We start from the raw sequence: 20822 nt of genomic DNA on the forward strand, positions 1-20822 counted from the left end.
TCACCTCCTATTTAACCCTGCTGATTTTTTTATTGTATGTTTTCTTTGTATCTGACTTGTCCTTCTTGTCACTTATATCCTTCTTATCTATAGGATAAAACTTCATATCTAATTTCTCTATTCTAAATCCTAAGAGTTGCTCTAGACTAGCATGGACATCCTCCTGTGCTGACTTAAATAGGCCATCTAGCCCCTCCTCATCTACTATAGAATATATATCTTCATCAAATCCACACTTGGCAAAAATAGCTAAGTTTATATGGTTTGCTGAAGGCTTTTTTATGCTGACCTTTACAGACTTTTCCTTGATGTAGTCATAGTCCTTCAAAGAAAATAGGACTGTGTTTTTTATTGACCTATCAGATAATCTAATAGTCCCATCATTGTCAGTCAATGCCAAGTAGGACTGGTCTGATTTTTGGAATACCACAAGGACCATCCTCAAAATGACGATGAATATGGCAAGTCCCACCAAGTACGGCAGGTAGCCCCTGAAATTAAATGAGTCTATAGTCCAACTCATGGCATTTTCCGGTGTCAAGGCCAAATACATAAGTCCCATCAGACCTACGATATAAAGCGAATATATAACGAATAATATTTTTTTAAAACGAGACATTTATACACCTCTCAATCAACAATATAAATATGTACTTCAGAATACACATTTTAGTTATAGTCTGCGTATTATAAAATAAATAATATCAATATAAGTTTACCATACCCTGAAAATAATTACTATATAAAAAGTCGGAAAATTAAAAGCCTCCTGAGAAACTTATCCCCAAGAGGCCAAAATTTATTACTTATTGTTTTTAAATTCTCTACTTCCAGGCTTTACAAGGTCTATCTTGCCTTCCTCACATAGTGGGCATGCATCTGATTCATACACCTGTATATCTAGGTCAATAGCTGAATATATAGGCATTCCTATATCTTCCTTTGTTCTGTTGGCTATACAAGCAACGCCTATAACTTCTCCACCAAGGTCTTCTAAGACTTTCTTAGTTTCCTTTGTAGACTTACCTGTAGTTACAACGTCCTCTGCTATTATGATTTTAGCTCCTGGCTTTACTTCAAAGCCTCTTCTAAGCTCCATCACATTGTCTTTTCTCTCAGTGAATACAGCTTCTTTTCCTAGCTGTCTACCTAATTCATAAGATACTACTACACCACCCATAGCTGGTCCTACTACTAGGTCTATATCTAGGTCCTTTATCTTGTCTAGAACTAGGCTAAGCACCTTGGCTGCCTGGTCTGGGTATCTTAGGACCTTGGCACACTGTACATATCTGTTTGAGTGCTTTCCTGATGATAGTAAAAAGTGTCCTTCTAGTAGTGCATTGCATTCTTTTAGTATTTCTATTACATCTATATTTGACATTGTTTAATTCCTCTCCATTTAACTTATACAAATTATTTTTCAACTTAAGCTCTTACTATTCTGAATAGACTACAATTTCCAACCATTATATGTCTATTGGGCCTAAGTTCAATTAATATTTTACTTATATAATGCCCCTGATCTGGTCAAGGCTTGCGATATTATTTTCGTCCATATACTTATTTAGGTCTCTGATTATATCCTGTCCTATCCTCGGGTTTACAAAGTTGGCTGTACCAACCTGCACACATGTAGCTCCTGCCATGATAAACTCTATCACATCATTAGCATCCATGATTCCGCCCATACCAACTACTGGTATTGTAACTGCCTTGGCTACCTCATATACCATCCTAAGCGCTATAGGCTTGATAGCTGGTCCAGATAGACCAGCGGTAACATTATTAAATACTGGCTTTTTATTCCTTATATCTATTGCCATAGCCTTAAAGGTATTTACAAGCGAAATAGCGTCTGCTCCCTCTTCTTGGCAGGCAATTGCCATGGCTACTATGTCCTCTGCATTAGGAGACAACTTGACCATAAGAGGCTTTGTAGTAGCCTTCTTGACAGCTCTGACTACCTCTCTAGCTACCTCTGACTTGATACCATATGCCATACCCCCATGCTTTACATTAGGGCATGATATATTCAGTTCTATCATATCAAAGTCTTTTCCTTCAAGGAGTTCTGCACCCTTGACATAGTCTTCAAGGCAGCCACCACCAAGGTTTACTATCCTACAAAGGTCAAGCTTTGAAAAATTATCAAGTTCTTTCTCTATAAAACCTTCAACTCCCGGATTTTCTAGGCCTACGCTGTTCATCATACCAGATGGCGTCTCATGGACCCTCATACCCTCGTTACCAGGTCTAGCCTCAAGAGTAAGTCCCTTTGAAGATACTCCTCCCAAGACTGATATATCATATATTTCGTTGTATTCTCTACCAAATCCAAATGTTCCTGAGGCCATTATAATAGGATTTTTCAATTCTTTACCACATAGGTTCACTCTCAAATCTGCCATTATAAGATCACATCCTCTCCCCAGAATACCGGACCATCCTTACAAGTCTTCTTGTTGCCTGAATGAGTCTTGCATGTACACACTAGACAGGCCCCAACACCACAAGCCATGTGGTTTTCTAGGGATACCTGTATCCTAGTCTTTGTCCCTTCAGTCATTTCAAGTAGCTTTTTAAGCATTGGAGTAGGTCCGCAAGCTAGTATATAGTCATACTTCTCTACATTCAATATGTCCGTAATAAGTGTATCACCACTCGTTGTGTAGACATTGCTTGTCACTTTTCCAAACTCTTCTTCAAGTATTGGTCTTTCCCTAAAACCAAGATAGGCATCACAGTTTTCTATGTTTTCTCCTACCATGTATAGTGGAGCTATTCCTATTCCCCCACCTACTAGGGCAACTTTTCCCTCTACCTTTTCAAATCCATTACCATAAGGGCCTTCCATCTTTATAGGGTCTCCCTTTTTTAGGTTGGATATGATGTTAGTACCAGCTCCTACTAGCTTGTATAAGAAGCTAATACCGTCTTCTTCTATTCTATATATACTTATAGGCCTTGATAGGAGCGGGAACTTGTCCCAAGCTCTGAGCATATAAAATTGCCCCATCTTGGCTTCAAATTCCCCACCTACTTTCAGGTAGTACATTCCCTCGCCTACGTACTCATTTTCTAATACTCTATATTCCATTAGTCAACCACCTTACATCCCAATAATTTCATGATCAGAGCCATTCTTACATACATACCATATTCTGCCTGTTCAAAATATTTAGCTCTAGGATCCTCGTCTACTTCTACAGATATCTCATTTACCCTTGGAAGTGGATGCAGTACCATCATGTCGTCCTTTGCTAGGCTCATCTTGTCTGTATCTAGTATGTAGCTATCCTTAAGTCTTTCATACTGCTGAGGATCGTCAAATCTCTCTCTTTGTACCCTCGTCATATACAGTACGTCACACTTAGCCATAGCTTCTTCTAGGCTAGTGGTTTCTTCATACTCTACATTGCTTATTTGTTCTTTTACATAGTCTGGCATCTCAAGCTCTTTTGGTGCTATAAATATAAACTTAATACCAGTATACCTAGACATAGCCTTTGCTAGTGAGTGAACTGTACGTCCATACTTTAAGTCACCACACATACCAATTGTCATATTGTCTAGAGACCCCCTGTTGGCCTTAATTGTGATAAGGTCAGTCAAGGTCTGAGTAGGGTGCTGGTTTTTGCCATCCCCTGCATTTATAAATGGTTTTTTAGATGCTCTTGATGCTATATTTGCCGCACCAGATTCAAAGTGTCTCATAGCTATAATGTCAACATAGTTACCTACAATTGTTATAGTGTCCTCTAGAGACTCACCCTTTGAAACAGAAGAAGCGCTAGGATCAGAAAACCCTATTATTCTTCCACCTAATCTGTTCATGGCTGCTTCAAAACTTAGTCTTGTTCTAGTTGAAGGCTCATAAAAAAGAGTGGCTAATAGTTTCCCTTCGCACACTCTTGTATAGTCTTCTGGAGTCTTCTTAATCTTCATGCCCAAGTCCAGTATAGAATCAATCTCCTCTACAGTAAAATCGTCTGGCTGAACTAGATGTCTGTTCTCCAACATATTCATTTCCTCCTTTTCGGCCTCACAGGACCCAATTAAAGTGTCAAAAGATTTTTATATTGTCATAAATATTTCTCTTGGTAAAAAGAATATCACTTATAGGCCCAATTGTCAATAGTTATCAGTTTTTTTGCAAATTAATAGAGTGCCCATAAAATGGGCACTCTATCGATTATTATTTTAGATTGTAAAATTAATTGTTTTTCTTTGAAGGGTCACCCTTACAACCTCCACATCCTGTACCGCAATTACAAGCACCCTTAGACTTGACCTTCTTGAAGGCCAAAACAGCTGCTACAATAACTATTGCAAGGACTATTCCTGTTGATAAATTCATATTGTTCCTCCCTTCACCGCTTTTATATTTTATTTTTACCCACCCTAGGAAAGAATAAGCAGGTTATTGATAATTTATATCAATAGATTTTGTGCATCTTCTTTTAACATTATGGGTCATACTAGGCCGAGTAAATTTCTAATTATTTATTTTATTTGTATGCTTATACCTAAGACTAAGCAACCTTTTCATTTTCATCTACAGAACTCTTGGCTACTGCACCTGTATACTTATTCTTTCTAAACATCATATATAGCATACCAACTAGTAATATAGCTGCTATCACAGTCCACACTCCAACCGGCTTGCCTAGGAACAAGACTGAACCAAACTGGTTTACTATTAGGGCTACTGCATAGGCAAAACTTAACTGGTAAGCAACTGTTGCCCATGTCCACTTAGCAGAATTCATCTCTTCCCTTATTGCACCTGTGGCAGCAAAACAAGGCACGCATAGCTGGTTGAATATCATAAAGCTAAGTGCTGACACGCCTGTGAATATTGACGAAGCATATGCTATAACACCTGCTGTATCAGGACCCGCATCTGCAAGGCCTGCAACTACACCAAATGTACCTACAACTACTTCCTTGGCAACTAGGCCTGTTATTGTAGCAATTGCTGATGCCCAATTACCAAATCCAAGAGGTGCAAATATAGGTGCCACTGCCCTACCTATAGCCTCAAGTATTGACTTAGAGTCCTTTGAGAATTCAACAAACTCAAAACTAGTAGATATATTCTGTAAGAACCAGATTACAATTGTAGCAAGTAAAATTATAGTACCTGCCTTTACTATAAAGGCCTTCACCCTGTCCCAAACACTTCTTAGGACGTTGTATACTGTAGGTATATGGTATTCAGGCAACTCCATTACAAAGGGAGCTGGATCACCTGCAAATGCCTTAGTCTTCTTAAGCATTAGACCTGATGCTATTACTGCTAGTATTCCTGTAAAGTAACACACTGGTGCAAACCACCATCCCTTAGGGCCGGCAAATACTGAAGCTGAAAATAGGGCTATAACCTCTGTCTTGGCCCCACAAGGCATGAAAGATGCAACCATTATAGTCATTCTTCTGTCATTGTCGTTTTCTATAGTTCTAGTAGCCATGACACCTGGTACTGAGCAACCTGTACCTATCAAGATAGGTATAAATGACTTACCTGATAGACCAAACTTCCTAAATATCCTGTCTAGAATAAAGGCTATTCTTGACATATATCCTACATCTTCTAGGATAGCCATAAATACGTACAGAGTTGCTATAATTGGCAAGAATCCAAGGACAGCACCTACACCGCCTACTATACCGTTTACTACTAGACTTATTAACCAAGGAGCAACATTTGCCCCCTCCATGGCTGTCTGGATGTTTCCACCAATGATTTCTCCAAAGAAAACATCATTTACCCAGTCAGTAACTGGGCCACCTACCACTCTCACTGATACCCAATATATAAAGAACATAATTACCGCAAATATTGGTAGGGCAAGAAACCTATTTGTAAGCCATCTATCGGCCTTATCACTTGCTGTTAGACCACTTCTTCCCTTTTTAACTGTTTGGGCAACCAATTCAGATATGTAAGTATATCTGGCATCAGTGATTATACCCTCACCATCATCATCAAACTCTTCTTCAGCCTTTGCGATTATTTCATTTACATCATTTCTCTCTATTTTGCTAAGGTTCAAATTGCGAGTAGCCTTGTCATCTCCTTCAAACAATTTTACTGAATACCATCTCTTAAACTCTGAGTTGGATATTGAAGCTACTCTCTTTTCTATATCAACCAACATATCTTCAAGATCACCATCAAAAACATTGATATGTTTGTGTGGATCTTTGGCCCTCTTGATAGATAGTTCTATTACCTTATCTATGTTTTTACCCTTTAGGGCTGATATCTCAACAACCGGACAGTCCAAACTCTGACTTAGCTTGACTATGTCTATTGAGTCATTGTTCTTCTCTACTATATCCATCATATTCAATGCAAGTATCATAGGTATACCTATTTCTGATAGCTGTGTTGATAGATACAAGTTTCTTTCTATATTAGAAGCATCGACCACGTTTACTATTACATCTGGTTTTTCTTTTAGTAAGTACTCTCTACTTACAACTTCCTCCAATGTATATGGTGAAAGTGAATAAATACCAGGTAAGTCGGTGATATTTACTTCCTTATCCTTCTTGTATACCCCTGTCTTCTTCTCTACTGTAACGCCTGGCCAGTTACCAACATACTGGTTTGAACCTGTAAGGGCGTTAAATAATGTAGACTTTCCGCTGTTTGGATTACCAGCTAAAGCTATTGTAATGCTCATAATGCTCCCCTTTCTTTAATTAATATGATTCCCAATAACAATATTTTATACACTACTAAACAAGCTATAATATATAACAAGCAATTTATATTAGCTTATCCTTGCTCGTATGTATAATTCCCTTTTTAAAATATATGAATTTTTGCATAAACTTACAATAAGCATTTGATATGCTTTTTTCATTGACTGATTACAAAAATGCTATGGACCAACAAATTCTATAAGCCAATAAAACTAATAGACATATTCTACTTTTGAATAAGATCTATTTCGACGCACTCAGCATCTTCTTTTCTAAGACTAAGTTCATAACCCCTCAAAGAAATCTGAACAGGATCACCCAGTGGTGCAACCTTCCTGATATAAAGTTCGGAATTCTTTGTAATCCCCATATCCATTATTCTTCTCTTAAGCGGGCCTGCACCATGTATCTTTTTGACAACATAGTAGCATCCAACACTTGCTTCTCTTAAAGTAGCCATACTCTCTCCTCCTAAAAACTTAATATATTTTTATAATTATCGCTTAGCAGATATCCTTACTAATAATAATTAATCTCAATAAATGAATAAAATAATACAGTTGCCCATATTATTAACTCTCAAGATATGTAACTTTATCAAGATGTGTGAGTTTATATGATAAATTACACACTAAAAAAACACTAGGCTGGCACAACCATTATCTTCCTAGCTATATCTTGACCTATACCAACCCTACTATCTTTTACATTAACTATTAGGTTACCCTGATTTTCTGAAATTACAGTAACGCTTGCATCTTCCACAAAACCCATATTAGCAAGAAGCTTTTTCTGGTCACCACTTATTTTAACTTTTTTAATTTTCATCAATACCCCTATTGGAGCAATAGATAGATTCATTAGATACCCCCCTGTATAATATGTTTATATAACATAGTAAATTGTCATTCTTAATCGATTCTTATTAACAATTTCTGGTGTTCTTAATTATAATACTAAATTAATATCAATTTTCATATAATTATAATGACCATATTAAAATTATAATTCAAATTGTCTCCATTGTCAATAAGATATCTATTATTTGAACCATGTATTAATACTTATTATCCATTATTATTGATTGTTTGTGACTTTAAATGATTCTTTGTGACTTTAAATGATTCTTTGTAATATTTTTAAAAAATAAAAGCTGCCGAAAATTCGGCAGCTTTTTTATTAAGTTGTATATATTAATTTTGCTTAATGGCTCTTATATTAATAAGCCCTTTTTATGTATTTTGAAATATTTATATTTTTTATCTTAGTACCAACCTCTAAGCTTCATAGCTGTAGCAACTTTCTTTACAGAGTTCATGTAAGCTGACTCTCTCATTGTTACGCCATATTCTTCCTTTATAGCCCATAGAGCTTCGAAAGCCTTAACCATAGCTTCGTCTTCCTTCTGTTCTACTTCAGCTTCTGACCAGTAGTATCCGTATAGGTTCTGTACCCATTCGAAATAAGAAACAGTAACACCACCAGCATTTGTTAAGATGTCTGGAGTAAGAACTATTCCCTTTCTGTTAAGAACTTCGTCACCTTCTGGAGTAGTAGGTCCATTAGCGGCCTCACAAACTAGCTTAGCCTGGATCTTTTCAGCAACTTCTGCAGTTATAGCATTTTCAAGGGCAGCTGGAACAACAACGTCTACCTGAGAAGACCAGAATTCATCCATAGATATCATCTTAGCACCTGGGAAATCAACTAGGCTACCCTTTTCAGCTCTGTAATCCCACATATCCTGGAAATCTAGTCCATCTTCTTTAAATATAGCATATGGTCCAACTTCTTTACACCATTCAGCAAGAGCAACAACTTTTCCGCCTAACTTCTGGATGTTCTTAACTGTGAAAGCACCAACGTTACCGAATCCCTGTACAGCAACATTTGCATGCTTCATGTCTATACCCATCTTCTTAGCAGCTTCTCTAATTGTTACAGCAACACCGTATCCAGTAGCTTCGTTTCTTCCTAGTGATCCACCGAATTCAACTGGCTTACCAGTTAAAGTACCTATAGCAGAAACACCTGTTAATTTATTATATTCGTCAACCATCCATGACATTATCTTACCATTTGTATTTACGTCTGGAGCTGGAACGTCAACCTTTTCACCGATTAACTTGTAGATACCGTCGATGTATCCTCTTGATAATCTTTCTAATTCACCTTCAGATAATTCAGATGGGTCAACTATGATACCACCCTTACCACCACCGTAAGGAATACCTGTAGTTGAGCACTTGAATGTCATCCATATAGAAAGTGCCTTTACTTCTTCTAGAGATACGTTTGGATGGAATCTGATTCCTCCCTTTGTTGGACCTACAGCGTCATTATGCTGAGATCTGAATCCCTTGAATACCTTTATAGAACCATCATCCATTTTAACTGGTATGTTAACTTCGATAACTCTTCTTGGTTCTTTTAATAGTTCGTAAACCTGTGGTTCCATTCCTAATTTATCACAAGCGTTCTTTACCTGAGCCTGTGCCATTTCAAATACATTTGCCATTTTTAAGCCTCCTTAAAATTATTAAGATACTATAGTTATCCAGGTAAATATTGCCTCACTAAGTATTTGGTAACATTTTCCTGTTCACATAAAGATTATAACACATATATAGTCAATAGTGTACTATAATTTAGAATTTAACATAAAATTTAATTTTTTTTAATTTTAGGAACAATATATTTCTTTTTTCGTAAAATTCAAATAATTAAGTCGTTCTTACAACTTTTACTTTTATTCTCACACCTTATTTCTAAATCGTGTTGAATAAAGAAACTCGCATATTGTTGTAAATTAAGTTATTTTTCGACAAATATTCTATGTCAATTAGCAACGATAAGAACATTTAACTTTGAAAGTGACATATCCTGTCTGGTCTATTTTTATGAATTATAATATTCATTTCTAGATTAGTACTTGTTATTTTTTAATCAATTATTTTAATCGGGATCCCTAATCGAAAAATCTTTAAAAGAAAGCAAAAAAAACACCCTAAGAATAATCTCAGGGTGCTGAATAATTTTTAATTATTATTCTGGCTGAGGAGCGTCAACTGGACAAACACCAGCGCATGAACCACAGTCTATGCAAGCAGATGCGTCTATTGAATAGATATCTCCGTCAGATATACAAGATACTGGACATTCAGCAGCACATGCTCCACAAGCGATACAAGAATCTTTAATTACGTAAGCCATTTCTAAATCCTCCATTTTTCGATAAATATATTTTCTTTACAAACTTATTATAACATCAAGAGGGACTTTTTGCAATTGATTTATTAGTTTTTTTTATTTTATTTTTTATTTTTGTTTTACATTGAAATTTCAGTATTATTTATTTATATATTTAAATATATCCCCCACATCTTCCTTTCAATTGATAATATATATTAATAAATTCTTTTTATCATTTCATCTTATTAAACCTCCACTTCTCCACCACAAAATTTACTACTTTCTTCTTTTATGTGTTTATTTTTAAAAATATTCCCACATCTTTATTTGCAATAATTTCCTTGTTTTTGTTGATATTTAAGCCTTCTTGGGGTATAATAATCTTGTCAACAAAGTAAATTATAATTTATGTTGTAAAAAAATATATTATTACAGGAGGTAATTATTGTGAATAAGGCAGAATTAGTTGCTAAGATTGCAGAAAAAAGTAACTTAACAAAGAAAGAAAGTGAACTTGCATTAAATGCATTTATGGATGTTGTAGAAGAAACTCTAGTAGCAGGAGAAAAAGTTCAGTTAGTAGGTTTTGGTACTTTTGAAACTAGAGAAAGAGCTGCTAGATCAGGTAGAAACCCAAGAAAGCCAGACGAAACTATAGAAATACCTGCATCAAAGGCACCAGTATTCAAGGCTGGTAAGGGTCTTAAGGAATTAGTAAACAAATAATAGTTGATTCGCATAAAGCAAAAATGGTATTGGTCATAAGATCAGTACTATTTTTTTATTCACATTAATTAACTTCTTTTTAAAACCTATATATAATAATATTATTTCTACATTCTTCTCTTCTATGATATAATATATAGGATATAAGAATATTATGGAGATGTAGAAATGAGATTAGATAAATTTTTAAAAGTTTCAAGAATAATAAAAAGAAGAACTGTAGCCAAAGAAGCCTGTGAAAAGGGCTTGGTTCAAATAAACGGTAAGACAGCAAAGTCTTCATCTGAAGTTAAAATCGGAGACGAACTTACCCTTACTTTTGGCGAAAAGGTAATCAGATGTAGAATTACTGATATAAGAGAGCACGTACTAAAAGATGACGCAAAAGATTTATATGAGGTGATATAATGTCTAAAACAAAGAAAAAAAATGATAAACTACTGTACAAGGTTATTGCTGTTTCTATAGCCTTAATGTTTGCTGTATCAAGTGTAGCTTTTACAATCAGCTTGTTTTTATAGAAAGGCGGTATAGAACTTGGAATTAAACAAAAAGATTGATGATTTAAAAAAGGAAAGTCTGATAGAACTTAGGATTATAGCCAAGAACCTAGGCGTTAAATCATCTACTACTTATAAAAAATCGGATTTGATAGAAAAAATAGCTGAAATGTTAGCCAAGAGTGATGATATCGTTGAGAAAAATGATACTAGCTCTGATTCTGATCTTGATAAGCAGATGAATAAAACTGTGACTTACAGACAAAACACAGGTGATCAGATGACAGACCAGCAAAACAACCGTCGTAGTGACAACAACTATGATAATAGACAAGATGGTCGTAGTAATAACCGCTATGATAGTAGACAAGATAATCGTAGTGATAGCCGTTATGATAGCAGGCAAGACAATAGAGACGAGAAAAAACTTTTATACACCACTCCTCCTGAAATGACTGATGAAAATAAGGTGGAGGGTATCCTAGAAATACTTCCTGATGGTTTTGGATTCCTAAGAGGTAGCAACTACCTATCAACAGAAAATGACATCTATGTATCACCCAATCAGATAAGAAAGTTATGGTTAAAGACTGGCGACTATATCACAGGTGTTGCTAAGCCTGAGAACCCTAATGAAAAATTCAGAGGAATGATGTTTATTCACCTAGTAAACGGAGACAATCCTTCAGTTGCAAGAACAAGGACACCTTTTGAACAATTAACACCAATTTATCCAGACAAGAAATTGAGGTTAGAATCTGAAAATAGCGGCCTGTCATCAAGAATTGTAGACCTATTTTCTCCAATAGGAATGGGTCAGAGGGGGCTAATAGTAGCACCACCTAAGGTTGGTAAGACAATGTTATTAAAAGAAATCGCCAACTCAATATCAGAAAACTACCCTGATGTTACTCTTATAATCCTTCTAATAGACGAAAGACCAGAAGAAGTAACAGATATGATGGAGTCCATAGATGGCGAGGTAATATATTCTACTTTTGACCAGGCATCTAGTCACCATGTCAAGGTAGCAGAGATGGTACTTGGCAGGGCCCAAAGGCTTGTAGAACATGGCAAGGATGTCGTAATCCTACTAGACAGTATCACTAGGTTAGCAAGAGCCTACAACCTTACAATCAATCCTACAGGTAGGACACTTTCTGGTGGACTTGATCCCGGAGCTCTTCATGGTCCAAAGAAATTCTTTGGTGCTGCAAGAAACATTCGTGGAGGTGGTTCACTTACTATATTGGGAACAGCCCTTGTAGACACAGGATCTAAAATGGATGATATAATTTTTGAAGAATTCAAGGGAACTGGAAATATGGAGTTGTGTCTAGATAGAAATATGGCTGAAAAGAGAATATTCCCAGCTATAGACATCTACAAGTCTAGCACGAGACGTGAGGACCTACTCCTTTCAAAGGAAGAGATGGATTCCTTATACAAACTAAGGAGAAGCCTCGACTCCAAAAATTCACAATTAGCAACAGACCAAGTAATAGAGGAAATGAAAAAGACAAAGTCAAATAAAGAATTCCTTGATATGATAAAACAAATTCACTTTAGGTAAGACTTATTTAAATAGGCTATATGATAAAAAATAAGAGATTGAAGAATTTAACATTCTACAATCTCTTTTATATTCTCTAAAATTTTAAACATAAGCCCTAGACACTATGGTTAAGATACAAAATAAGCATCAAAACCTAAAGTCTAATAAAGAATTATCCCTATAACTGGTCATCACTTTCCTTCATCAAATATGAAAGAGTAAATAGGCTCTCTGTAAGGTTTACATTTTCAACTATCACTTCTGATGGAACTTCTAGGTCTATTGGAGCAAAGTTCCAAATACCCCTAACACCAGATGAAACCAATTTGTCAGCTACTGCCTGAGCCCCGTTCTTAGGTATACACAAGATAGCTATATCTATATCGTTGTTAGATACAAATGACTCTATATTGTCTGAATCCATTATCTCATAGTCTCTAATCTTTAGCCCTATCATCTTAGGATTGGCATCAAAAACAGCTTCAATATTAAAGCCTGCATTCTTAAATCCAGAATAATTTGTCAAGGCCTGACCTAGGTTACCAGCACCAACCAAAACAGCCCTGTACTTTCTATCAAGACCTAGTATCTTACCAATTTCTCTATGTAGTGCCTCTACATTATATCCATAACCCTGCTGACCAAAGCCACCAAAATTGTTAAGGTCTTGTCTAATCTGAGATGCAGTAAAACCAATTATCTCACTTAGTTCTTTTGAAGATATCCTCTGAATATCTCTAGATAATAAATCTGCCAAATATCTATAGTATTTCGGCAATCTTCTGATGACTGCCATTGATATGTTTTTATTTCCCATTCCAATTAATCCTCCTTGTGTTTTTAGCTTTATTTTAAAGTAGTAGCATTATAATTATCCAAATAATAAAACAATCTCATAAAATTTTATTAGTAAATACCTATATCTATTTATAGTTTTACAATAAAATAACAAAATTGAGATTTATACATACTATTATACATTATTTTAGATAAATTTAAAACATATTATTCTATTATTTCTTCCCATTTTGTATATAATTTTTTAAGCTCTTTTTCTAGGTCGGATTTCTCTAAATTTACCTCTTTTAGCTTGTCTGGGCTAGAGTATATCTCTTCTTGACACAACATCATCTCAAGACCACCTATCTGTTTTTCAACTAGATTGATCCTATCTTCTATATCTTTTACGATTTTTTGGGCCTTGTTGGCTTCCTGTCTTTTTTCCTTTTCTCTTCTTCTCTCTTCCTTTATCTGAGTCTTTGTTTTACCAGTGTCTTGAGGCTCAACATATAAATTTTCAAGGTCATATTGTTGTTTTTTCTTGGCCTGATAGTAGTCATAATTTCCAAGATATTCTTCTATTCCATTTTCACCTAAAACTAAAATTTTGTCAATGACTGTGTTAAGAAAATATCTATCATGAGATATAGTAAATAAAGTGCCTTCATAATCTAATAAAGCTTCTTCCAAGACTTCTTTTGAATCTATATCCAAGTGGTTGGTAGGTTCATCCAGCAATAAAAAGTTTGATTGAGATAAGATCAACTTTAGTATTGCAACTCTGGCCCTCTCTCCACCACTTAGGGACTTAATCGGTTTAAATACCTCTTCTCCTTCAAACAAAAATCCTCCAAGCATGTTTCTAACCTCAGTCTGACTTAAATGTGGGTTGGCATCCCATATTTCATCAATTATAGTATTTTTGATGTTTAAGGTTTTTTGCTCCTGGTGGAAGTATGATGTTTCAACATTTTGTCCTATTTTGACCAAGCCCTGGTCATAGTCCTCCTGGCCTAGAATCATCTTGAATAAGGTAGATTTGCCCGCACCATTCGCCCCTATCAATGCAACCTTTTCTCCCCTGTATATATCCAGGTTTAGGTCCTTAAATAGGATTCTTTCTCCGTAAGACTTTTTTATATCCTCAAGGTGAAGGACATCATTACCACTTTGTCTAGTCTGGCTAAATGTAAACCTAGCCTTTTTCTTTATCTCCTGTGGTTTTTCAAGTCTTTCAACCTTGTCTAGCATCTTTTCCTTGCTTCTTGCCCTTTTTATATGTTTTTCACGTCCGTAAGACTTGAGTCTCTCTATTGATTCTTCCTGCTTCTTTATCTCTCTTTGCTGGTTTTCATAGTTTTTAAGGTCTATCTCCCTCTGGAGTTTAGCCTGTTTTTGGTATTCAGTATAGTTACCCTTGTAGGCGGTCAACCTCTTGTTTGACATTTCAAATATCCTATTGACAGATTGGTCTAGGAAATACCTGTCATGGGATATAATCATTAGGGTTGCATCATAGGACCTCAAAAATCCTTCCAACCATTCTACAGCCTCTGAATCAAGGTGGTTTGTAGGTTCGTCAAGTAGGAGTAGCGACGGCTTAGAAAGCAGTAGTTTACCAAGGAGAACCCTGGTCTTCTCACCACCGGATAGGACATTTACTTCCTTGTCCATGTCTTCATCCTTAAAGCCCAAGCCCCTTAGGATTCCAAGCACTTCACTCTTATATCCATAGCCGTTGTTCTGCTCAAAGACTTCATACTTGTGACCGTATTCGTCCATTAATTTCTTTAATTCCTTGCCAGAGCCAGAATCACCAGACATCTGAGCTATCTTGTGCTCCAATTCTCTTAACTCTTTCTCAGACTCAATCAGGTCTTCAAATACAGATACAAGTTCTTCATATATGGTCTTTTCTGAGTAGAAATTTGTATTCTGTTCTAGATACCCCATCCTACAATTCTTGGCTGTATATATATCTCCATTGTCATAGCCATATATTCCAGTTATTATCTTAAATAGTGTCGTCTTACCAGTACCGTTTATCCCTACTATACCGACCTTGTCACCCTCGTTTACCGAAAAAGATATATCTTCAAGTATAGTATCGACACCAAAGTTTTTTGTAACATTGTTACAAGACAGCATTATCATTTTATGTCCTCCTAACCCTCGTTTATCTTCAGGTTTGGCACAGCATTTAGGTACATATCGTCTCTTCTGCCATTTATATACCTATAATAACCTGCACAGCCTATCATCGCTGCATTATCCGTACACAAAACCATTGGTGGGTACTTCAAATCTATACCTTCAAGTTCAGCTCTTGTCTTTAGGGTATCCCTAAGAGCTGAGTTCGCAGCTACCCCGCCTGATAGGGTAAGCCTTGTATATCCCTTGTCTTTTGTAGCCTTTATAGCCTTATAAGACAATACGTCAACAACAGCCGCCTGAAAAGATGCACACACATCCTCTGCTACTATTTCTTTTTCCTTCATCTTCATAGAGTTCAGGTAGTTTAAAACAGATGATTTTAGGCCACTAAAAGAAAAGTCATAGCCTTCTTCATGAATGCAGGCCCTAGGAAAATCAATGGCATTGGGGTCTCCCTCTTTGGCCAATCTATCGACTATTGGTCCGCCCGGATAGCCTAGTCCCATAGCACGAGCTATCTTGTCAAATGCTTCTCCTGATGCGTCATCCTTAGTCTTACCAAGTATCTCATAGTCGCCATAGTCCTTGACCTCTACAAGATGAGTATGGCCACCTGATACTATCAAGGTCACAAATGGAGGTACTAGGTCCTCATGCTCAATGTAATTGGCTGAAAGATGACCCTCTATATGATTGACCCCTACTAAAGGTATACCAAGACTAAAAGCTAGGCTCTTTGCATATGAAAGCCCCACCAACAAGGCTCCAACAAGACCAGGACCATATGTCACAGCTATATGACTTATGTCTGAAAATTTCATTCCTGCCTTTTCAAGAGCCTCCTCGACAACTATATCTATATTTTCTATGTGTTTTCTCGATGCCACTTCTGGTACGACACCGCCGAATTTCTTATGTATGTCAATCTGCGTAGATATCACATTTGCAAGGACCTGCCTGCCATTTTTAAGTATAGCACAGGCAGTTTCGTCACAACTAGATTCTATCGCTAGTGTTATTATATCCTTCATTAAAATACCTCCCTGAGTTGCTTCCACATTATCAAAGCATCTTCCTTATTGTCATGATAGTATTCTTTTCTTATACCGCTTATCAAAAAACCGTATTTTTTGTAAAGATTTTGGGCTACTGTATTGCTAGACCTTACCTCTAGGGTAATAGATGCTATATTATATTCCTTGCATTGCTTATCCAAGGCTTCCATCAGTCCGTTACCTATGCCCCTACCCCTGTAGTCCTTGTGAACAGCTACATTGGTTATGTGGGCCTCATCTATTATATGCCATGTGCCCAAGTATCCCACTATCCTTCCTTGGTCTTCGGCTACTATGTATTTCGCCAGCTTGTTTTTCAATTCATCTCTTAGGGCATTGTATGACCAAGGCTCGCTAAAGGCAGATACTTCCACCTCATAGACCCCATAAATGTCCGTGTCCTTCATATTCCTATAAATCATTTTTTAATTTCCTCTGTTTTTCTTCGTACTGGACCTCTGCCTGTGACTTTCTTAAATAAATCGGTGCTAGGTCATAGCAAGTTGAAATATCTTTCTTTTCTTGGTATTTTATAGAAGCACAATGGCAAAGACTCGCTGCCCTAGATACATTGGAATTAGGGTTGGCTACCCTTATCCTATCAGATAAGGCTGATAGCAACTTGTCCATATACTTGTAGACCCCTTCACCAACTATTGTCACTGTCTTTTTTTTATCTTCTAGTTCTTTTGCGTAGGCAAGTACATCTCTTATATCCTCAACACACATGTCTTTTATTGTATTTAACTCGCCCCCTACAAACTCGTATGCTCCTGTGTATACCTGGCTTGACTGGGCGTCCAAGATAGGTATTATAGTCGTACTAGAGTCGATCATTGAATAGGCTATATTCTCCAAAGAATTGATTCCAACAATCGGGAGGTCCCTAACATGGGCTATAGCCTTCACTGTAGCAACTGCAATTCTTATACCTGTAAATGAACCAGGCCCCAAGCATACAGCTAAAAGGTCTATATCCTCTATTTTCATATCAGCCAACTTAAGTAGGTCCTCAAGCATTGGCATTAGCTTTTGTGAATGTGTTCTCTTATCGTTTATTAGGATTTCTCCTAGCAATACTCCATCTCTCCATAAGGCAACGCTCGCTGCCCTTGAAGAAGTATCTAGTCCTAGTATATTCATTGTCCAACAACCTCCCCGACTAGTTTTTCGTATTTTTCTCCATGTGGTATAAACTCAATTGTCCTACCCATACCCTCATAGTTTATGTCTATATCAAGTCTTTCCTCTGGTAGAATGTCCTCTATAATAGTAGACCACTCTATGATAGACACCCCATCTGAATTTATGTATTCATCAAATCCTATATCGTACATTTCATCACTAGACCCTATCCTATAGACATCAAAGTGGTTTAGCTTTAATCTACCATCTCTATATTCATTAACTATAGTAAAAGTAGGACTTGTTATATCTTCATCTATGCCTAGGGCCTTGGCTATTGATTTAGTCATTGCAGTCTTACCTGCACCCAAATCTCCATTAAGGCAGATTATAGCCCCGGAAAACAAGGCTCTACCTATCTTTTGTCCCATATCATATGTAAAACTTTCATCAGCTAGATAAATTTTTTCCATATTCCCTCCTATTTTATAATAAAACACAAAACCACAAGTAGCCTAGCAAACTAGATAAGCCTGTATTTTGCGAAGTAATTTCTCTGAACAATTAAGGGTATGTAAACTACCCATATCTTTTTATTATATCACATAGTCATTTGTTTTTTGTATTATAATAAGCAAAAAGTAGAGTAAAAGCCACCTATAGCCCCCTTTATAGACTGTTATTTATCGTTTTTCCTATAAAACCCATATTGTAAACTATATTCTTTAAAGGTTTACAATATAGGTTGTTTCATGTTATCATATCTTGTATAAGAAAGGTGGTATGTATTTATGGATAGTAAAGAAAATCAAATTAATTCACAAGCAATTTCCTTAAAAGATATGATTATAAATGGATATCAGGTAAGTTATAATGACATGGAAATCCTAAAAAAATGCGAGCTAGACCTATTATCTGAACTGGCCTGTGAAATCAGGGATAACTTTTCTGATGGTGAGTTTGACCTATGCACAATCATAAATGGTAAAAGTGGGGCCTGCAGCGAAAATTGTTCCTTCTGTGCCCAGTCAGCCCACCACAATACCCATGTAGACATCTATGATATATTGGATACAGACCAGATCAGCCAATCAGCAATAAAAAACTACCAAGACAAGATTAATAGGTTTTCTATAGTTACTTCAGGTAGAAAATTGAACGACTCTGAACTCGATAGAATTTGTCAGGCTTTTAAGAAAATCAAGGACCTCTGTCCAATCAATCTTTGCTCTTCTAATGGTCTCTTGTCCTATGACCAGTTTGTAAAGTTAAAAAATGCAGGAGTTTCAAGATACCACAACAACCTAGAAACATCCAAATCATTTTTCAAAAACATATGCACAAGCCATACCTACGAAGACAAGGTAAATGCTATAAAAGCTGCTCAAAGGGCAGGACTAAAAATATGCAGTGGCGGTATATTTGGACTTGGAGAAAATCTAGACAACAGGATTGAAATGGCCTTTGCCCTAAGAGACCTGGATGTAGATTCAGTACCACTGAACATCTTAAACCCAATACCAAACACCCCCCTAGAAAATAATAAGCCCCTTTCCTATGAAGAAGTAAGAAGATCTATAGCAATATATAGATTTATCCTTCCTCAAAAAAGCATCAGGCTTGCAGGAGGTAGGGTCCTACTTAAGGACAAGGGTAGAGCTGCCATAGATTCAGGTATAGATTCTATGATATCAGGTCATATGCTGACAACATCAGGAATCAGCCACCTAGAAGACATCAAGATGGTCGAGGAGATGGGTTTTACCATAAAAAGAACATCTATCTAGGACTATGACTATAATAAAATATAGCCCTATCACAAAGTAATAAAAAGCAAAAAACCGACCTCCCAATTGTCAGCCAAGCTAACTTTTGAGGGTCGGTAATTTATATGTCTTATTTATAAATAATTATATTTATTTGTTTCTAGCTGCCATCATGCAAGATACTGCTATTGAAACCAACTTAGCAGCTTCTCCATCAGACCTTGAGCATACAACGATAGGTACCTTGGCACCAACTACAACACCACCAAATGTCCATCCACCTAGGTATTTAGCAGTCTTTAGTAAAACATTCCCTGCCTCTATAGCTGGAACAACTAGTATATCAGCTTCACCTGCAACTGGGTCATCAATGCCCTTTACTTCAACGGCATGCTTGTCTACAGCATTGTCCATCTGAAGAGGTCCACTTACTATACATCCAGATAATTCACCAGCCTGATTCATCTTCTGTAACTCAACTGCATCTACAGTAGCTGGCATCTTTTCATAGTACTTTTCCTTGGCGCATATCATAGCTACCTTTGGCATTTCATTACCAAGAGCATGGGCTACCTCTACTGCATTTTCAACTATACCCTTCTTCTGAGCAAGATCTGGAGCTATAAGCATAGCGCCATCAGAAGTTAGGAAGTACTTTTCGTAGTCTTCCTTGAATAGGATACCAACGTAGCTTAGAGTCTTTCCAGTTCTAAGTTCATTTTCCTTCTTTACAACTGCCTTTAGAATAACTGATGTATCTATAAGTCCCTTCATGATTAGACCAGCCTTACCCTGTCTTACCATGTCAACTGCCCCCTGAGCACATCCTGCTAGGTCGTCAGCATGTACTAATTCCATATCGTCAATCTTTACATTGCCTTCTTTAGCTGATTCCTTGATTATACTTTCGTCACCTACTAGTATTACCTTTACAAATCCTAGGTCCATTGCATTTCTTAGTGATTCAAGAGTTGCAACATCATATGGCGCAGCTACGGCAACTGTCTGTATTGCATCACCAGCTTTTTCTTTTGCTAAATTAATAAAATAATCCTGATTTATCATTTTTATTCCTCCATAAAATATTATTATAAAAAATAACAAGCAATAATGTACGACTATATTATTGGTTGCTTAAATTCTCCAACTAATTCAAATATATTGAGCCCAATTATAAATCGCCTCTTACACTATATTTTACCATATTTTAGGCTCCTAGGAAATGTTTTCCTACATTTTTTTGAAAATCATC

General features: G+C 36.4%; 22 protein-coding genes. 4 read left to right on the forward strand and 18 right to left on the reverse strand.

The window, feature by feature from the left end; genetic code table 11:
* Positions 1-7 precede the first annotated feature (7 nt).
* The 11 genes from amaP to HMPREF0631_RS05750 all read right to left on the reverse strand — a co-directional run bounded on the left by amaP (position 8) and on the right by HMPREF0631_RS05750 (position 9930).
* Positions 8-619, reverse strand: a complete 612-nt coding sequence (gene amaP, locus HMPREF0631_RS05705) for an alkaline shock response membrane anchor protein AmaP (RefSeq protein WP_004167094.1) — start codon at positions 617-619, stop codon at positions 8-10.
* Positions 620-802: 183 nt separating this feature from the next.
* Positions 803-1384 carry an orotate phosphoribosyltransferase gene (pyrE, locus tag HMPREF0631_RS05710; RefSeq protein ID WP_004167083.1) on the reverse strand — a complete coding sequence of 194 codons (582 nt, stop codon included), beginning with the start codon at positions 1382-1384 and terminating at the stop codon, positions 803-805.
* Between the two features lie 124 nt (positions 1385-1508).
* A complete protein-coding gene (locus tag HMPREF0631_RS05715) occupies positions 1509-2411 on the reverse strand; it encodes a dihydroorotate dehydrogenase (RefSeq protein ID WP_004167141.1) in 903 nt (300 codons plus the stop codon).
* Positions 2411-3100, reverse strand: coding sequence for a dihydroorotate dehydrogenase electron transfer subunit (locus tag HMPREF0631_RS05720; RefSeq protein WP_002845187.1), 690 nt, complete (start codon positions 3098-3100; stop codon positions 2411-2413). The genes HMPREF0631_RS05715 and HMPREF0631_RS05720 overlap by 1 nt, the downstream gene beginning before the upstream one ends.
* Positions 3100-4023, reverse strand: a complete 924-nt coding sequence (gene pyrB / locus HMPREF0631_RS05725) for an aspartate carbamoyltransferase (protein WP_004167120.1) — start codon at positions 4021-4023, stop codon at positions 3100-3102. Before pyrB ends, HMPREF0631_RS05720 begins: the two co-directional genes overlap by 1 nt.
* Before the next feature lie 193 nt (positions 4024-4216).
* Positions 4217-4360 (reverse strand): FeoB-associated Cys-rich membrane protein, encoded by a 144-nt coding sequence (locus HMPREF0631_RS09740; protein WP_002845189.1) that lies wholly within the window; start codon positions 4358-4360, stop codon positions 4217-4219.
* Between the two features lie 175 nt (positions 4361-4535).
* On the reverse strand, positions 4536-6695 hold the full coding sequence (gene feoB / locus HMPREF0631_RS05730; RefSeq protein WP_004167129.1) for a ferrous iron transport protein B: 2160 nt from the start codon (positions 6693-6695) through the stop codon (positions 4536-4538).
* A 248-nt stretch (positions 6696-6943) separates the two neighbouring features.
* Positions 6944-7177: a FeoA family protein gene (locus HMPREF0631_RS05735; protein ID WP_002845191.1), complete on the reverse strand. Its 234-nt coding sequence runs from the start codon at positions 7175-7177 to the stop codon at positions 6944-6946.
* A 182-nt stretch (positions 7178-7359) separates the two neighbouring features.
* Positions 7360-7578, reverse strand: coding sequence for a FeoA family protein (locus HMPREF0631_RS05740; RefSeq protein ID WP_004167114.1), 219 nt, complete (start codon positions 7576-7578; stop codon positions 7360-7362).
* Between the two features lie 403 nt (positions 7579-7981).
* Positions 7982-9235, reverse strand: a complete 1254-nt coding sequence (gene gluD / locus HMPREF0631_RS05745) for an NAD-specific glutamate dehydrogenase (protein ID WP_004167121.1) — start codon at positions 9233-9235, stop codon at positions 7982-7984.
* 527 nt (positions 9236-9762) lie between these two features.
* Positions 9763-9930, reverse strand: a complete 168-nt coding sequence (locus tag HMPREF0631_RS05750; protein ID WP_004167102.1) for a DUF362 domain-containing protein — start codon at positions 9928-9930, stop codon at positions 9763-9765.
* A gap of 426 nt (positions 9931-10356) precedes the next feature.
* On the opposite strand from HMPREF0631_RS05750, the gene HMPREF0631_RS05755 reads away from it, so the two are divergent.
* The 3 genes from HMPREF0631_RS05755 to rho all read left to right on the forward strand — a co-directional run bounded on the left by HMPREF0631_RS05755 (position 10357) and on the right by rho (position 12708).
* The gene (locus HMPREF0631_RS05755) at positions 10357-10635 is read left to right on the forward strand and encodes an HU family DNA-binding protein (RefSeq protein WP_002845772.1); all 279 of its coding nucleotides are present in this window, start codon (positions 10357-10359) and stop codon (positions 10633-10635) included.
* A gap of 168 nt (positions 10636-10803) precedes the next feature.
* Positions 10804-11043, forward strand: coding sequence for an RNA-binding S4 domain-containing protein (locus tag HMPREF0631_RS05760; protein ID WP_004167137.1), 240 nt, complete (start codon positions 10804-10806; stop codon positions 11041-11043).
* A gap of 129 nt (positions 11044-11172) precedes the next feature.
* Entirely contained in the window at positions 11173-12708 is a 1536-nt protein-coding gene (rho, locus tag HMPREF0631_RS05765; RefSeq protein WP_004167130.1) for a transcription termination factor Rho, read from the forward strand.
* Between the two features lie 160 nt (positions 12709-12868).
* Here the strand turns inward: rho and HMPREF0631_RS05770 are convergent, their stop codons facing one another.
* The 6 genes from HMPREF0631_RS05770 to tsaE form a co-directional block, all read right to left on the reverse strand.
* The gene (locus HMPREF0631_RS05770) at positions 12869-13507 is read right to left on the reverse strand and encodes a redox-sensing transcriptional repressor Rex (protein WP_002845768.1); all 639 of its coding nucleotides are present in this window, start codon (positions 13505-13507) and stop codon (positions 12869-12871) included.
* A 188-nt stretch (positions 13508-13695) separates the two neighbouring features.
* Positions 13696-15624, reverse strand: coding sequence for an ABC-F family ATP-binding cassette domain-containing protein (locus tag HMPREF0631_RS05775; RefSeq protein ID WP_004167117.1), 1929 nt, complete (start codon positions 15622-15624; stop codon positions 13696-13698).
* A gap of 11 nt (positions 15625-15635) precedes the next feature.
* Positions 15636-16655: a tRNA (adenosine(37)-N6)-threonylcarbamoyltransferase complex transferase subunit TsaD gene (tsaD, locus tag HMPREF0631_RS05780; RefSeq protein WP_002845766.1), complete on the reverse strand. Its 1020-nt coding sequence runs from the start codon at positions 16653-16655 to the stop codon at positions 15636-15638.
* The gene (gene rimI, locus HMPREF0631_RS05785; RefSeq protein ID WP_002845761.1) at positions 16655-17101 is read right to left on the reverse strand and encodes a ribosomal protein S18-alanine N-acetyltransferase; all 447 of its coding nucleotides are present in this window, start codon (positions 17099-17101) and stop codon (positions 16655-16657) included. The genes tsaD and rimI overlap by 1 nt, the downstream gene beginning before the upstream one ends.
* On the reverse strand, positions 17091-17822 hold the full coding sequence (gene tsaB, locus HMPREF0631_RS05790) for a tRNA (adenosine(37)-N6)-threonylcarbamoyltransferase complex dimerization subunit type 1 TsaB (RefSeq protein ID WP_002845760.1): 732 nt from the start codon (positions 17820-17822) through the stop codon (positions 17091-17093). Before tsaB ends, rimI begins: the two co-directional genes overlap by 11 nt.
* Positions 17819-18277, reverse strand: coding sequence for a tRNA (adenosine(37)-N6)-threonylcarbamoyltransferase complex ATPase subunit type 1 TsaE (gene tsaE, locus HMPREF0631_RS05795; protein WP_004167125.1), 459 nt, complete (start codon positions 18275-18277; stop codon positions 17819-17821). The genes tsaB and tsaE overlap by 4 nt, the downstream gene beginning before the upstream one ends.
* Before the next feature lie 318 nt (positions 18278-18595).
* Here tsaE and bioB point away from each other — a divergent pair, with 318 nt between their 5' ends.
* Positions 18596-19591 carry a biotin synthase BioB gene (gene bioB, locus HMPREF0631_RS05800; RefSeq protein ID WP_004167080.1) on the forward strand — a complete coding sequence of 332 codons (996 nt, stop codon included), beginning with the start codon at positions 18596-18598 and terminating at the stop codon, positions 19589-19591.
* A gap of 129 nt (positions 19592-19720) precedes the next feature.
* Here bioB and HMPREF0631_RS05805 read toward each other — a convergent pair whose 3' ends face one another.
* Entirely contained in the window at positions 19721-20635 is a 915-nt protein-coding gene (locus tag HMPREF0631_RS05805) for a bifunctional enoyl-CoA hydratase/phosphate acetyltransferase (protein ID WP_002845756.1), read from the reverse strand.
* Between the last annotated feature and the right edge of the window lie 187 nt (positions 20636-20822).

This window comes from Peptostreptococcus anaerobius 653-L (assembly GCF_000178095.1).
GTDB classification, from domain to species: domain Bacteria; phylum Bacillota; class Clostridia; order Peptostreptococcales; family Peptostreptococcaceae; genus Peptostreptococcus; species Peptostreptococcus anaerobius.